Raw genomic sequence first — 14,345 nt, 5'->3', positions numbered from 1 at the left:
AAATTTTTAAATGAAAGGTAAAGTTGAGATTTTACAATAAATAGACTATTTTTGAAAAGCAGTTACCGCTCACCGAAGGTGTTGCTTGAACAAGGGTTTTGCAATAGTGGGGCGAAACTGCAAAGTTCAACGGTAGTTCTTCAGTTCAACTTTTGTGCAAAATTGAAGATTTGTGCTTCGATTGCCCCACCATCGCAAAGCCCCAAAACGTTATGCGTCATTCTACAAAACTACATTTAAAATTATGCGAAGTTTTTTAATTATTTTAATTTTCAATCTATTTTTAACGAGTTGCGGAAGTATCAAAAAATATGAAGGCAATGATATCGTTGCAATTTCGATTGCGCAACAATTAGAAGGTAGTTATGAAATTTATCCTGAAAATATAGAAATTAGAAATTACAATAATGCATATTCAATTTTTAATGGTTTTTCTAATAATGAAGAAAAAGAAAATATTAATTACAAAAGTTTCGAGATCAGTGTAAATAATGATGATTTAGTCTTTATTTTTAAATCTCAAGATAATGCTGATTTAAAAGTAAACTACAAGTATAAAATTGAAAAAAACGGATTTGTTCGCATTTCAAATAAATCTAAAATTTCTGGGGTTCCATATTTACTTGGTGGAATTCAAATTAAAAAAATAGAATTAGGAAAAAATATTTTAGACCAATTGATTGTTACCGGAACTGAAATTGATGAGTCGGCAGTTTTACTTATTCCAGTTTCATTACCAAAATCAAATTTTATCTATAAATTCAAAAAAATAAAGTAAAAGAACGCCGCATAATAACTAAGCTTTCGTTTTGTCTGCAAGACAAGAAATGAAAGCCTGTTGAACCCTTCGAGAGCCTCAGGGTAAACTCCAACTCTGGTAGCTTTTCAGCAGCATAATGGTCCTCTTATGGGGATTTCGTTTTTAGAATTTAGATACACAAAGCAGTTTTTTAGAAGGACTGCTTTTTTTTGTGGCGTTTCGTAGCCTTTGGAAGTGGTTTTCTGCGGTTTTTCTTCGCTGCAGAACACAGATTCCCTTACCCGCAAAGATTATTTCGCAGACAAAGGTTGGGTGACGAAAAGAAAGTCCTGCGGCGGTCCCCGCTGCCTGAAAATGGTGATGGTGACCAAGTTTCCTTCCTTGCAACAGCGGCATTTATTGAGCAAAGTTTTGGGTTTTGCTTCCGGAATCCGGATGTTTAAATCTGACTGTAAATTCTGCAGTTTCCCGCGTTTCCCGCTGCTGCTCAGGATTCCGTAATGCCTGATCCGCACAAATCGTCGAGGCAAAATATGATTACTGAATCTGCGCGCAAATTCAGTAATCGATAAAGTCATTTCCTTTTTCTGACCTTCTTTGTGGTAATCTTTGTAGCCAAAACGAACTTCTTTGTCCGTAACTTGTTTGATTCTCTGGTTGCTGATGGCAACTTTATCGTTTATGATGATCCTATCCATCATGCACGAGCATACCGTGAGCTGACTTTGTTGTTAAGGAGACCTCCGGCTCGTGAAGCATTCCCCGGAGATGTTTTTTACATTCATTCCCGACTGTTGGAATGGGCAACTCATTTAAGTGACCGACTAAAAGGAGGCTCCATTACTGCATTCCCCATTATCGAAATCGAAGCCCAGAATATTTCCGCTTATATTCCTACGAATTTAATTTCCATTACTGATGGACAGATTTATCTCTCTCTAAAATTTTTTGAGTTATGGGTTATGCGGGCGGTGGACGTGGGCAAATGGGTGTCGCTTGTAGGTGATAAATCCCAGTTGGAAACGTATGCCGCCATTTCAAATTTGAAACTGGAGTATGCGCAGTTTGAAGAGTTGGAAACTTTTGCCCGCTTTGAACCCGACTTGATGAAAATAAGCGCAAAACCATCGAACACGGTAAACGGATCCGCCAATGTCTCAAGCAGGAACCGTTTCCGCAACTAACTGCTTCCGGCAGATGTTCATTCTTCTTCCTTTAAAAGAAGGTCTTTTGGATACTGTTTCGATCGAAAAAACGAAGGAGGCGGAAGATGCACTTCTTAAGCAGTCCAATAATTCCCGATGAAATTCAAGAGCGTATTCTGTCAAACAAAAAACTTGATGACAACGACACCAAGACCATTTTGAAGACCGCCCAAACGGTACTGGCGCCATTTCAGGGGATTTGAAGCATTAAATGAAGACTCACCGTAAATCATTAAAATAATCATAATGTCCGTAATGAGTACTATTGTAAAGTCTTCGCGAACTTACTTAACAGAAACCGAAGATCCGACGAAAGCAAACGCCATTTAGTGTAATGCTGCCACTTTTTACCGTGAATGATAAACTTTCCAAGTGAGAATAATGTAAGTTATAGATCAGATTGTATAATTCCCGTAGTAAGTTGAAATCCTACCTTTATGATGTTAGGATTTGAAAGGTTTTATACGCGTTATCGCGCAGGCTTCAAATATCGTTTTGGTGAAAAAACCGTGTTTTGAATACTCCCCGTTTGTGAGGGAGAGCCATCCGTTTTTTACGGTGACAATTGATTTTTAAATCAGAAATATTCAGCATAAAGTTTATTTGTCAGCAATAAAATAACTTAAAATCAAAATCAATGAACTGGTTAATTTTAATAATATTTGGAATTTTTGCAATTGCATTAATTGTATTTCTTATCATCCGTAATCAAAAAGATGAAAAAGAATTTGAGAAAGAATTAGACAATGATTATCCTAAACCCATGAAGGAAGATAACGATTTTGATGATTTTACGCATTAGAGAGCGGATAAAGGAATAATCAGTATAAATGATATACCATGATATTATCTGTTAATGGAGGTTCGTCCTGCATCAAATTTTCTTTATACAGAATTCAGAAACCACTTGAGCAGATGCTTTTTGGTGCGATAGAAAATATTGGAACTGCAAATACGCAGCTCAGTTTCACTGTTGTTGCTGAGCCGCCAAAAAAAAGTTGGCGCCCAGGATCGCAAAATTATTAACTCTTCCCCGACGCTATTATGAAATGGGGATCCGCAGATACGGTTTTCATGGAATCTCCTATACCTATTTAATGAGGGAACTCGAAAGGCTAACCGACGGAGAAACGGCAAAAGGCAAAATAATTTTTAAAAATCATAAAAAATTCAACAACAATGGAAACAAAAAATAGATTAGGCATCTGGATGGATCATTCGCATGCCCACTTGATGGAATATGCCGAACCTATGGTAACAAAGGTGCTGACTTCACATTTTACTGAAGCTGAAAAAGTAGAATCTCCCGATATAAGCGAAAAGACGCTGCATAACACAGAGCAGCACGATAATTCTCAATATTACAAAGAATTGGGTGAAATCATCAGAAATTATGACAGTGTATTATTGTTTGGTCCTACCGAAGCTAAAAATGAACTAGTGAATATTTTAGGTAAGAATCATCTTTTTTCTAAAATAAAATTTGAGGTAATACCAACCGATAAAATGTCGGAGAATCAGGAGCACGATTTTGTCAGGGAATATTTTTCTAAGGAGTGGTAAAATTGGACGACTACAAACCCTTAAATATATAAAATATGAATACATCAATATTAAAAGAAACGGTTGACCAGATTTTTGCCAATGGTAAAGGTATTCTTGCGATGGATGAAAGTACACCAACCTGTGAAAAACGTTTTGAAGCAGCCAGAATTCCGAAAACCAGTGAGATGTACCGTAAATACCGCGAACTCATTGTGACTACAACCGGTTTGAATGAAAGCATTGGTGGTGCTATTTTATTTGATGAAACCATCCGTCAAACAACCGATTCTGGCGAACCAATGGCGAAAGTGCTGATGGATGCCGGAATTGTTCCGGGAATAAAAGTCGATATGGGCGCTAAATCCCTGGCAGGCTTTCCAAATGAATTGGTTACAGAAGGTTTAGACGGTTTGCGCGAACGTTTAAAGGAATACAAAACAATGGGTGCCCGTTTTGCGAAATGGCGCGCCGTAATTACAATCGGTGACAATATTCCGACCGACGCCTGTATTAAAGCCAATGTTCATGCTTTGGCGAGATATGCAGCTTTATGTCAGGAGGCAGAGATAGTACCGATTGTCGAACCTGAAGTTTTGATGGATGGAGATCACACTATTCAGCGATGTTATGAAGTGACAGAGAACGTATTAAAAACCCTTTTTCATCAGTTGTATCAGTTTAAAATTGATTTAGAAGGAATCATCTTAAAGCCAAATATGGTTATTGCCGGCAAAGGTTGTCCGATACAGAACGGTATTGATGAAGTTGCGGAAGCAACGGTCAATTGCCTGCGTTCTTCGGTTCCTGCTTCGGTTCCTGCCATTGCGTTTTTATCCGGCGGACAATCGCCTCAGCTGGCCGCTGAACATCTGAATGCCATCAATACAAATTTTAAAGACATGCTCCCATGGATCGTTGCTTTTTCTTTTGCAAGAGCCATTCAGCAGCCCGTATTGGATGCCTGGAAAGGAGAACAGTCCAATGTCGGAGAAGCACAGAAATTATTGAGTCACCGTGCGAAAATTGCTGCTGCAGCGCGCCGTGGTGAATATAGTTGCTCAATGGAAAGCCGATAAATGAGTAAATGATTAACTCTTTACTTTAAAAAAAGCCCGATAAGAAAAGCAGGCGAACGCACATCTTCAGGCCTATTCTTGCGGAACAGATAGAATGTATTGTAAAGGTGGGAATGGTATAATTTCTTTACGAAATTGTGTAATGGTTGATCTGTTTGATTATTAGAACTTTAATGTTATGAAATAAATGAACCTGAATAATAGCGACAAAAATTTATTAAAATGAAAAAAAACCGCGCACCAACTTTTTTTACAGAGTTGGCGAAGTTGCAAAAGGACATTTAAAAGAAACATCGTTCACTACTTTATATTTTTTTTAAAAAACCTTTTGCCTGGAGAAATAACCGAAGAACCAAGCAGTTTCACAATCAGAAATTTTAAAAAAAATAGCGATGCAGCACAATATTAAAAGTTTAATTGGCTTCCGGATGGAAGCTGCAGATGGCGATATTGGAAGAGTAGAAGAGTTTTACTTTGAGGAAACTTCTTGGCTGATCCGGTATCTTATCATAGAAACAGGAAACTGGCTGCTTAACCGGAAGGTGCTTATTGTTCCGCAAGCCATTAAACAGTGCGATGCAAAGGCAGAAGTGTTTCGGACAAATCTTACGACGGAACAAATAAGAACCAGCCCGGATGTCGGTACGGATCAGCTTGTTTCCCGGCAGCAAACGGTGCCGCTATATGGGCATTACGACTGGGAATGGTATGGCAGTGGATTTTATGCCGGCGGTTTGGAAGCGGTAATGGATAATGATCCTGTCATCGATGCTCAGGATGAAAAAGGTGATCTTCATTTAAGAAGTACCGAGGAAATAAAAGGTTATCAGATTCATACGGCTGATGGCGATTTTGGACACGTGAGCGATTTTATTCTCGATGATACAACATGGCAAATTATTTACCTCGTTGTAGATACTCACAAGTGGTTTGGCGGAACAAAACTTTTGATTAAAACCAGCGCCATTAATGAGATTCAGTGGGGAAATGCCAAGGTTATGGTTAATATTATAACTGAAACAATAAAAGACTGTCCCGTTTTTGATGAGTCTGAATTTAATCATTCTTAATCCAATGATAAGCCTGTATCTACTTTAATTAAAATAAAAACACCTACAAATAATATTAATTTAAAAACCAATAAAATGAAAAATGCAAACATCGGAATTTCCGAAGAAAACAAGCAGATAATTACCGATCAGTTATCAAAAATACTGGCAGATGAATTTCTACTTTATTCCAAAACACTGAATGCGCACTGGAATATCGAAGGTCCTGATTTTCATACCGTGCATGTGTATCTTGAAAAATTATATAATGACCAGCAGGGAATCGTGGATACGGTGGCCGAAAAAATCCGCGGTATGGGACATTATGTGCCGGCACAACTTCATAAATATCTTCAGCTCACCCATCTTTCGGAGCAGCCTCTCGACAAGAATGACAGCCAGTCGCTTTTTGCTGAATTATTGCGGGATCACGAAAGTATCATCATCTTTTTAAGAGAAAATATAAAACCGATGGCAGATAAACTGAAAGCAGAAGGAATCAGCGACTACGTTACCGGCTTGATGGAGTATCACGAAAAAACCGCCTGGATGCTTCGGGCTCATCTAAATTAAGAACGGGTTAATTATAACTTCAGACAGATTTTCTTTTCAACAGAAATTGCTTTTAAAAGTTTTTATCTGTTTTTAAAAGATAACTGTTTTGTTGTTAGTTTTTTGTGGGTTTTAAGAGGGGTCTGGGTCCATTCAATTAACCTCAGGAAAAAGAGCCAGCAGGAAGGATTTTAAAATCAAATGGAATAAACGCTACCAGAACTGTAGAACGTTTAACAGCCTTATGGGCTTTAAATGGATGCGGATTGGGAGGGGTAATACATGCTTTTAAACTGCCGTTCACCGGAATTTGGGGGGTGGATTATCGGTATTGATCATTGCATTAATTGCATTGTCTGCAAATGAGATCAATATTATTAAAAGCATTAACAGTTGTTTTAATGATTAAAGTTGGTGTTAGTCCGTACCCCTCTTTTAGCGTATTTTACCCGTTCATTTCAGGCTTTTGTAGTCATCCTTTTTAGGGGTTTTTTCTGTAAACAGAGCAACCGTTATTTTTTTGTTCGCTGTTACTTTCCTGAATCTGCACCTTAAAAACTCCTCACTTTAACGATTCCAGTAGCAAGAAAAATAAATTCAGAAAGCTATAAAAACAAGTAAACTGCTTTAAAAATAAATAGCATAACTGCTCTTAGGTTGTAATTAATTACTAATTAATATTCATTATTTTTTGTAGAAAAACACCTAAAATAGCATTTACGTGTGAATGTTGTAAATCAGGTATTGGGTTTTGTAAATCGATCTGTAAATAAAATACTACCTTTATTATGCTCAATTTTATTTTAAAAAACCGATAATGTTCTAAATAAAAGACCGTAAATAAGTCGGCGCACCTCTTTACCAATACTTCTGTTTTTTGAAAATACGAAAACGAATTGATATTTAATTTAAAAATAATATTTAAAATTTCCAATGTCAAAAAAAGCGAACATAGTAATTGTCGGTGCAGGCTTTGGTGGTATAGAATTCGTGAAAGCATTGCACAGAAAACCTGTTGAAGTACTTTTGATTGATCGCAACAACTACCATAATTTTCAGCCTTTAATGTATCAGGTGGCTACAGGTGGGCTCGAGCCCAGCAGTATTGCTTATCCGGTAAGACGTATTTTTATCGATTACAAAAATTTCAGTTTTCGAATGGCTGAAGTAACCGAAGTCGATATTGCTAAAAATAAAGTATTGACTTCCATTGGAACAATTGATTATGATTTTCTTGTAATCGCTTCAGGAAGTGAAAATAATTTTTTCAATTTTGAATCGGTTAAAGACGAATTATTGCCTTTGAAATCGGTCCCAGACTCTTTGAAGTTACGAAATCATATTTTCCGGAATTTAGAAAGGGCGATGGCCAGCGATCAAAAAGATTCTGTAGAAAAATACATGAATATCGCTATTGTAGGTGGCGGACCAGCTGGTCTCGAACTGGCAGGAGCTTTGGCAGAAATGAAAAAATACATCATTCCCAGAGAATTTCCTGGGTTGGATCTTTCAAAAATGAGTATCAATATTTACGAATCAGGTTCTGAATTACTCGGAAATATGTCCGAAGAAGCTTCTGTGAAGAGTCTGGAATATCTAAAAGCACTCGGGGTAAATGTATTTCTTAATACAAGGGTAAAAAGTTATGACGGCAGTACAATCGAGCTTAATGATGGTACTCATTTCATAACCGATTCTGTAATCTGGTCAGCAGGCGTTCGGGGTTCGCCTATAAAAGGATTTCCGGAAAGTACAATCGTTGATGGAAACCGTATCGCCGTCAATGAATTCAATCAGGTCTTAGAAACTGAAAATGTTTTTGCTATTGGCGATGTTGCCGCATGTATTACATCCGAATATCCGAAGGGGTTGCCTATGTTGGCGCCTGTAGCACAAAGGCAGGGAGCGTTTTTGGCGAAAAACATTGTAAGGAAAATAGAAAACAAACCGATGGAACCATTCCAATATCATAACAAAGGAGTGATGGCGACCATTGGAAGAAATAAAGCCGTGGTCGATTTGCCGCATTACAAATTTCAGGGCGTATTTGCATGGTTTATATGGATGTTTGTTCATATACTGTCCCTGGCAGGATACCGCAATAAAATCATCACATTTATCGATTGGGTCATCAACTATTTTAGTTACGCGAGACCTCTGGGAGTCATCTTAATTTCTACAAAAGCCAAAGAAACGAAACAACACCAGGAAAAAAAGGAAGAAGTAAAAGTATAAAAAATGGAAAAGGAAAATTTAATTCAGAAAAGTATTGATACCGTTAGGGTTTTATCAGCTGACGCCGTTCAGAAAGCAGATTCCGGGCATCCCGGAACACCCATGGCGCTCGCGCCGCTAGGGCATGTTTTGTGGTCGGAAGCCATGCGTTATAATCCCAAAAATCCGGAGTGGGCAAACCGCGACCGGTTTGTGCTTTCCTGTGGCCATGCCTGCATGTTGCAGTACAGTTATTTGTACCTGACCGGATATCAAATTACGATTCAGGATATCAAAAAATTCAGACAATTACACAGCATTACTGCTGGTCATCCCGAATATGGACTCACTCCCGGAATCGAAGTCACAACCGGTCCTTTGGGACAGGGATTTGCCAATGGCGTCGGAATGGCAATTGCGCAACAGTATATGGCAGACCGCTACAATCAGCCGGATTTTAATATTTTCGATTATAAAATTTATGCGATTTGCAGTGATGGTGATTTAATGGAAGGGGTCTCCGCGGAAGCAGCCTCTCTTGCCGGTCATCTCGGCCTTGGGAATTTAATTTATTTCTATGACAGCAACCACATTACCATAGAAGGGGATACCGATTTGGCTTTTGATGAAGATGTTTCCAAACGGTTTGAAGCCTACGGATGGCATGTTCAACATATACCTGATATCAATGATCTAGAGGCAATTTCGAAAGCGGTTAAAAATGCAAAAGCAGAAACCGGCCGTCCTTCATTAATAAAAGTAAGAAGTATTATTGGATATGGAAGTCCCAACAAACACAATACTGCAGCGGCTCACGGTTCTCCTTTAGGAAAAGATGAAGTCCGTTTGGTAAAAGAAAATTTCGGATTTGATCCCGATCAAAGTTTTGTTGTTCCCGACGAGGTTTTAGATTTTTACCGGAAAGCCGGCAAGAAATCAGCGAAAAAAGAAGAAGATTGGAACCTCTTGTACAAAGGTTACAAAAAAAGACATCCAAAACTTGCCAAAGAATATGAAAACATTACTTCAGGAAAATTACCTGAAGAATGGGAGAAAAAACTTCCGGTATTCCAGGCAGGTGAGGAACTGGCCACGAGAAAAGCTTCCGGCAAGACTTTGAACGCAATCGCAGAATTTTTTCCACAGATGATTGGAGGTTCCGCAGATCTTGCGCCTTCTACCGATACCAATCTTGATGCATATCAGTCGTTTTCAGTAAAGCACCGGGATGGCCGTAATTTCCATTTTGGAATCCGCGAACATGCGATGGGAGCAGTGTTAAATGGTATGGCACTCAGTAATTATCTGATTCCGTATGGCGCTACATTTTTGATATTTTCCGATTATATGCGACCGCCACTTCGATTGGCGGCAATTATGAAAATCCGGCCCATTATGGTTTTTACCCACGACAGTATCGGTTTGGGCGAAGACGGTACAACGCATCAACCGGTGGAACAATTAATAGGATTGCGGACAGTTCCCAATATGACGGTAATTCGTCCTGCAGATGCCAATGAAACTGCTCAGGCCTGGCGCGTCGCCATCGAACATACAGACGGTCCGGTTTGTCTTGTTTTAACCCGTCAGGGAATTCCGGTCATCGATCAGAGAAAATATGGCAAAGCTAAAAATCTTGAAAAAGGAGCTTATATTCTCTCTGATTCAGAAGGCGAAGCGGATTTAATTCTAATGGCAAGTGGATCAGAAGTCCAACTGATTTTGGCCGCTCAGGAAGAATTAAAAAAAGAAAATATTCAGGCGAGAGTAGTCAGCATGCCTTGTTGGAATTTATTTGACAGGCAAAGTGCAGCCTATAAAGAAAAGGTTTTTCCAAAAAATATCCGAAAAAGATTAGCGGTAGAAGCCGGTTCTCCTGTTGGATGGATGAAATATACAACCGATGACGGCGACGTTATCGGCATCGAAAAGTTTGGTGAATCGGCACCGGGAGATGAAGTGATGACGGAATACGGTTTTACCGTCGAAAACGTATTGAAAAGAGCACGGAATTTGCTTTTGAAAAAAGACTGAGAGGCCGGTAATAGTTAAACCATTAAGCCGCAAAAAATAATTAAAAAAGAGAAATATCAGCAGTGCAAAAAAAACTTTTTGCAGAAGTTCCTTTTCCTGATCTATCGAAAAACTTAAAAAAAGGTATTGCTTTTGTGAATGTTGTGGTTTTAAATAAATTAAAAAAGGCTCTGAGATTTTTCTAATCCTATTATGCACTTTTTATTGACCACACCAAATTAAATGAAAAACGATGTCCAACGAATCATTAAAAATAGGAATTTGCGCCGATCACGGAGGTTTTGAACTCAAAGAAAGTTTAAAAGCTTTTTTAATAAAAAACCAATTTGAACCCATCGATTTTGGAGCAAAAGAACTGGATGACACCGATGATTTTCCAGACTACGTTATTCCTTTGGCAAGAGCAGTTGGGTCAGGAGCAGTTTGCCGTGGGATTGCTATTTGTGGAAGTGGAGTAGGCGCCTGTATTGCTGCCAATAAGGTTTCGGGCGTGAGAGCCGCGCTGATTACAGAATGTTTTTCTGCGCATCAGGGGGTAGAAGATGATGACATGAATTTGATCTGTCTTGGCGGTCGAATTACAGGTTATGCAAGTGCAGAGGAGTTGGTTCTGGCTTTCTTAAATGCCAGATTTATCGGTGCTGAAAGACACCTCCGGCGGTTGAAAAAAATCAGAGACATCGAAAACAAGATATGAAAATGTAAACATTTTCCGCTATACATTTCAAGGATATACAATTTAAAAAACACACAAAATGAACCCATTAAATCAAATACAAAAACAAGGTCAGAGTATCTGGCTCGATTTGCTCGACCGCGAAATCATGGACTCTGGCAAATTGCAGGATCTCATTGATAATGATGATCTTGGTGGCCTGACTTCAAATCCTTCCATTTTTGAAAAAGCCATCAGCGGCAGTGCAGATTATGACGAAGATATTTTAATTCTCTCGAAAAAGGAAGACAATAATCCTGCGATTTTTTTCGATTTGGCTATTGCCGATATTCAGCGGGCGGCCAATATTTTTCAACCGGTTTATGATAAAACCAACGGTACAGATGGCTTTGTAAGTTTAGAAGTTTCGCCCTATCTGGCGCGTGATACAGACGCAACCATCGAGCAGGCAAGGGAACTGTGGAAGCGGGTGAACCGAAAAAATGTCATGATAAAAATTCCCGGAACCAAAGAAGGATTAGTAGCAATTCGGCAATGTTTACGGGAAGGAATCAATATTAATATCACGCTGCTTTTCGGACTTCCGCGCTACCGCGAAATAACCGAAGCGTTTATGGGCGGACTCGAAGACCGCCTCAAAGAAGGGAATTCAATCAAGGAAATATCCTCTGTGGCGAGTTTCTTTCTAAGTCGAATCGATGTAATGGTCGATCCTATGCTCGAAGAAAAAGATGCACAGCATCTAAAAGGTAAAATTGCAATCGCTTCGGCGAAAAAAGCATATCAGATTTATTTAGAAATGATTTCCAGTGAGCGTTTTAAAAAATTAGAAGAACAGGGGGCTAAGAGACAGCGCGTCCTTTGGGCAAGTACGGGGACAAAAGATCCGTCATTCAGCGATGTTCTGTACGTGGAAAGTCTTATCGGAAAAGACACGGTGAATACGTTGCCTATGGAAACCATCGATGCATTTCGTGATCACGGAAAAGTGGCCGAAACTTTGACCAAAGAGCTTGATGAGTCGAATAAAGCAATGGAGGATCTGGTGAAAACGGGAATCGATATTGATAAAATTACCCATAAACTCGAAAACGAAGGAATAGAAAAATTTAATCAGGCCTATGATAAATTGATGAAAAGCATCGAAAGTAAAAAACATAAAGAAAGCTAAAATAATGACCGATTTTGAAGCATCTAAAATAAAAGTTATTTTTATGGACATCGGCGGGGTGATTTTAACCAACGGTTGGGATTATGAATCACGTGAGAAAGCGGCAAACGTTTTTGGTTTTGATTATACCGAAATGAATATCCTGCACAATTTCATCTACAATGTTTTTGAAATTGGCAGTATTTCGTTGGATGAATATCTGGACACTGTAATATTTGAAAATCCCCGCGATTTTACAAAAGAGGAGTTCAAAAAATTTATGTATGCCCAATCACTCGAATTGCCACAGATGTTATCCTGGCTTAAAAGCTGGAAAAAAAGCACCGATTTGCCCGTGTTTGCCATCAGTAATGAAAATAGAGAGCTTAATGAGTATCGAATCCGTACGTTTAATTTGCATGAATTATTTGATGGATTCTTCTCTTCCTGTTATGTCGGCTATCGGAAACCCGATCCGCGGATTTTTAGGACCGCTTTAGAAATTACGCAGGTAAAACCTGATGAATGCGTTTATTTTGACGACCGCCCCATGTTGGTTAATGCGGCCAGGAAGCTGGGGATGAACAGTTTTGTTCATCAGAATTTTGAAACCACTAAAAATATTCTCGAACATTTTACACGAAAATAATATGATGAAACATCAAAATAAAAATCAAAGCTCTTTCGGAATGATCGGTCTGGGCACCATGGGCTCCAACCTTTTGCAAAATATTGCAGATCACGGATACCATTGTTCCGGCTATGATAACGATGCTGAACAAGTCGATACAGTTAATCATCTGAGCCGGGAAAACATTCATGCTTTTTCAGATTTAAAGGAATTTGCACAAAACCTGAAAAGTCCGAAAGTGGTAATGCTTCTGGTCCCGGCCGGGAAAATCGTGGATTCTGTTATTGAAGAACTGCTTCAGGTGCTTGATAAAGGAGACATCATTATCGATGGTGGAAATTCTCATTTCACCGATACCGAGCGACGGTTTGTAGATTTGGAGAAAAAAGGTTTTCATTTCGTGGGAATGGGAGTTTCCGGAGGTGAAGAAGGTGCCAGAAAAGGACCGAGCATGATGCCGGGTGGCGATAAAAAAGCGTATGAAACCCTGAAACCTATTTTAGAAAAAATTGCAGCTCACGTCAATGACGAACCTACAGTGGCTTTTATGGGTGAACGGTCTGCCGGGCATTTCGTAAAAATGGTGCATAATGGAATCGAATATGCGTTGATGCAGTTGATTTCTGAAACCTATGAAGTCATGAAAAAAGGACTTCAAATGGAAGACAAAGAAATTCATTCGGTTTTTGAAAAATGGAATGAAGGCCGTTTAAAATCGTATTTAATCGAAATTACCCGAGATATCTTTGCCTACAAAAAGAAAGGGGCACACCATCTTTTCTTTAATGATATTAAAGACGAAGCGAAAGCAAAAGGAACCGGCAAATGGACCTCTCAGGCGGCAATGGATTTGACTGTTCCGATTCCGATGATTGATATTGCCGTTTCCATGCGTGATCTTTCAAAATACAAAGACCTCCGGTTTAAAGCGTCAAAACTATATCCTGATCCTGAAAAATCGGATTTTAATACAACAGAATATATAGCCAAACTCGAGGAAGCTTTTTATTTCTCGATGGTTTCAGCTTATGCGCAAGGAATGCATCTGCTTGACCGGGCCAATGAAGAATTCAACTATCATCTGAATTTAGATTTAATTGCAAAAATATGGCGTGGCGGCTGTATTATTCGCTCAGAATTTCTGGAAGATATTTATGCAGCCTATAAAAAAGACTCGAAATTGAAACATCTTTTTCTGGACGAATCCATTCAGAAAAGTCTCTTGAAAAGTATTCCCTCTGTCCGTTCTGTTGTTTCAGATGCGGTACTCCAGGGGATTGCCATACCTTCTTTTGCCTCTGCGCTGAGTTATTTTGATAATATAAGGAATGAAGAAATGCCCGCAAATCTCATTCAGGCACAACGGGATTTTTTTGGTTCGCACACTTATGAACTCAAAGGGAAAGAAGGTGTTTTTCATACCGATTGGGAAGTTTCTAACCATTAATAGGTC

At 38.9% G+C, this 14,345-nt stretch carries 15 protein-coding genes and 1 pseudogene; 15 read left to right on the top strand and 1 reads right to left on the bottom strand.

Going from position 1 to position 14,345, the window contains the following annotated elements; translation table 11 throughout:
* Positions 1-244: 244 nt before the first annotated feature.
* Positions 245-778: a hypothetical protein gene (locus QF004_RS11760; RefSeq protein WP_307426541.1), complete on the top strand. Its 534-nt coding sequence runs from the start codon at positions 245-247 to the stop codon at positions 776-778.
* 272 nt (positions 779-1,050) lie between these two features.
* On the opposite strand, the pseudogene QF004_RS11755 reads toward QF004_RS11760, so the two are convergent.
* Positions 1,051-1,434: pseudogene (locus tag QF004_RS11755) on the bottom strand (transposase); the annotation flags it as partial.
* On the opposite strand from QF004_RS11755, the gene QF004_RS11750 reads away from it, so the two are divergent.
* The 14 genes from QF004_RS11750 to gndA all read left to right on the top strand — a co-directional run bounded on the left by QF004_RS11750 (position 1,360) and on the right by gndA (position 14,339).
* Entirely contained in the window at positions 1,360-1,944 is a 585-nt protein-coding gene (locus tag QF004_RS11750) for a hypothetical protein (protein ID WP_307426538.1), read from the top strand. The pseudogene QF004_RS11755 and the gene QF004_RS11750 overlap by 75 nt on opposite strands.
* Before the next feature lie 658 nt (positions 1,945-2,602).
* A complete protein-coding gene (locus QF004_RS11745) occupies positions 2,603-2,767 on the top strand; it encodes a hypothetical protein (RefSeq protein ID WP_165983173.1) in 165 nt (54 codons plus the stop codon).
* Positions 2,768-2,805: 38 nt separating this feature from the next.
* Positions 2,806-2,991 (top strand): hypothetical protein, encoded by a 186-nt coding sequence (locus tag QF004_RS11740; RefSeq protein ID WP_307426535.1) that lies wholly within the window; start codon positions 2,806-2,808, stop codon positions 2,989-2,991.
* Positions 2,992-3,014: 23 nt separating this feature from the next.
* Complete coding sequence (locus QF004_RS13990; RefSeq protein WP_133438588.1) at positions 3,015-3,161, top strand: hypothetical protein; 147 nt, start codon at positions 3,015-3,017, stop codon at positions 3,159-3,161.
* Positions 3,145-3,528, top strand: a complete 384-nt coding sequence (locus QF004_RS11735) for a hypothetical protein (protein ID WP_133438587.1) — start codon at positions 3,145-3,147, stop codon at positions 3,526-3,528. The genes QF004_RS13990 and QF004_RS11735 overlap by 17 nt, the downstream gene beginning before the upstream one ends.
* Before the next feature lie 35 nt (positions 3,529-3,563).
* Positions 3,564-4,586 carry a class I fructose-bisphosphate aldolase gene (locus QF004_RS11730; protein ID WP_133438586.1) on the top strand — a complete coding sequence of 341 codons (1,023 nt, stop codon included), beginning with the start codon at positions 3,564-3,566 and terminating at the stop codon, positions 4,584-4,586.
* A 392-nt stretch (positions 4,587-4,978) separates the two neighbouring features.
* Entirely contained in the window at positions 4,979-5,656 is a 678-nt protein-coding gene (locus tag QF004_RS11725; RefSeq protein WP_307426532.1) for a PRC-barrel domain-containing protein, read from the top strand.
* 75 nt (positions 5,657-5,731) lie between these two features.
* Positions 5,732-6,208: a Dps family protein gene (locus QF004_RS11720; RefSeq protein ID WP_307426529.1), complete on the top strand. Its 477-nt coding sequence runs from the start codon at positions 5,732-5,734 to the stop codon at positions 6,206-6,208.
* Between the two features lie 912 nt (positions 6,209-7,120).
* Complete coding sequence (locus QF004_RS11715; RefSeq protein ID WP_307426527.1) at positions 7,121-8,422, top strand: NAD(P)/FAD-dependent oxidoreductase; 1,302 nt, start codon at positions 7,121-7,123, stop codon at positions 8,420-8,422.
* Positions 8,423-8,425: 3 nt separating this feature from the next.
* Complete coding sequence (gene tkt / locus QF004_RS11710) at positions 8,426-10,435, top strand: transketolase (protein ID WP_307426524.1); 2,010 nt, start codon at positions 8,426-8,428, stop codon at positions 10,433-10,435.
* A 232-nt stretch (positions 10,436-10,667) separates the two neighbouring features.
* Positions 10,668-11,132, top strand: coding sequence for an RpiB/LacA/LacB family sugar-phosphate isomerase (locus QF004_RS11705; RefSeq protein WP_133438581.1), 465 nt, complete (start codon positions 10,668-10,670; stop codon positions 11,130-11,132).
* A gap of 58 nt (positions 11,133-11,190) precedes the next feature.
* Positions 11,191-12,282 (top strand): transaldolase, encoded by a 1,092-nt coding sequence (gene tal, locus QF004_RS11700; RefSeq protein WP_307426522.1) that lies wholly within the window; start codon positions 11,191-11,193, stop codon positions 12,280-12,282.
* Positions 12,283-12,286: 4 nt separating this feature from the next.
* Entirely contained in the window at positions 12,287-12,910 is a 624-nt protein-coding gene (locus QF004_RS11695) for an HAD family hydrolase (RefSeq protein WP_307426519.1), read from the top strand.
* Position 12,911: 1 nt separating this feature from the next.
* Positions 12,912-14,339: an NADP-dependent phosphogluconate dehydrogenase gene (gndA, locus tag QF004_RS11690; RefSeq protein ID WP_307426517.1), complete on the top strand. Its 1,428-nt coding sequence runs from the start codon at positions 12,912-12,914 to the stop codon at positions 14,337-14,339.
* Positions 14,340-14,345 lie beyond the last annotated feature (6 nt).

Origin of the sequence: Chryseobacterium sp. MDT2-18, from assembly GCF_030815285.1 — a bacterium.
Taxonomy (GTDB): Bacteria; Bacteroidota; Bacteroidia; order Flavobacteriales; family Weeksellaceae; genus Kaistella; species Kaistella salivictor.
This window is presented reverse-complemented; position numbering and strand designations above follow the sequence as displayed.

What these genes read in the sequence shown, in the direction of transcription:
- QF004_RS11760 (WP_307426541.1), top strand. Translation starts at nt 245, where the DNA reads ATGCGAAGTTTTTTAATTATTTTAATTTTCAATCTATTTTTAACGAGT.
- QF004_RS11745 (WP_165983173.1), top strand. Translation starts at nt 2,603, where the DNA reads ATGAACTGGTTAATTTTAATAATATTTGGAATTTTTGCAATTGCATTA.
- QF004_RS11740 (WP_307426535.1), top strand. Translation starts at nt 2,806, where the DNA reads ATGATATTATCTGTTAATGGAGGTTCGTCCTGCATCAAATTTTCTTTA.
- QF004_RS13990 (WP_133438588.1), top strand. Translation starts at nt 3,015, where the DNA reads ATGGGGATCCGCAGATACGGTTTTCATGGAATCTCCTATACCTATTTA.
- QF004_RS11735 (WP_133438587.1), top strand. Translation starts at nt 3,145, where the DNA reads ATGGAAACAAAAAATAGATTAGGCATCTGGATGGATCATTCGCATGCC.
- QF004_RS11730 (WP_133438586.1), top strand. Translation starts at nt 3,564, where the DNA reads ATGAATACATCAATATTAAAAGAAACGGTTGACCAGATTTTTGCCAAT.
- QF004_RS11725 (WP_307426532.1), top strand. Translation starts at nt 4,979, where the DNA reads ATGCAGCACAATATTAAAAGTTTAATTGGCTTCCGGATGGAAGCTGCA.
- QF004_RS11720 (WP_307426529.1), top strand. Translation starts at nt 5,732, where the DNA reads ATGAAAAATGCAAACATCGGAATTTCCGAAGAAAACAAGCAGATAATT.
- QF004_RS11715 (WP_307426527.1), top strand. Translation starts at nt 7,121, where the DNA reads ATGTCAAAAAAAGCGAACATAGTAATTGTCGGTGCAGGCTTTGGTGGT.
- tkt (WP_307426524.1), top strand. Translation starts at nt 8,426, where the DNA reads ATGGAAAAGGAAAATTTAATTCAGAAAAGTATTGATACCGTTAGGGTT.
- QF004_RS11705 (WP_133438581.1), top strand. Translation starts at nt 10,668, where the DNA reads ATGTCCAACGAATCATTAAAAATAGGAATTTGCGCCGATCACGGAGGT.
- tal (WP_307426522.1), top strand. Translation starts at nt 11,191, where the DNA reads ATGAACCCATTAAATCAAATACAAAAACAAGGTCAGAGTATCTGGCTC.
- QF004_RS11695 (WP_307426519.1), top strand. Translation starts at nt 12,287, where the DNA reads ATGACCGATTTTGAAGCATCTAAAATAAAAGTTATTTTTATGGACATC.
- gndA (WP_307426517.1), top strand. Translation starts at nt 12,912, where the DNA reads ATGATGAAACATCAAAATAAAAATCAAAGCTCTTTCGGAATGATCGGT.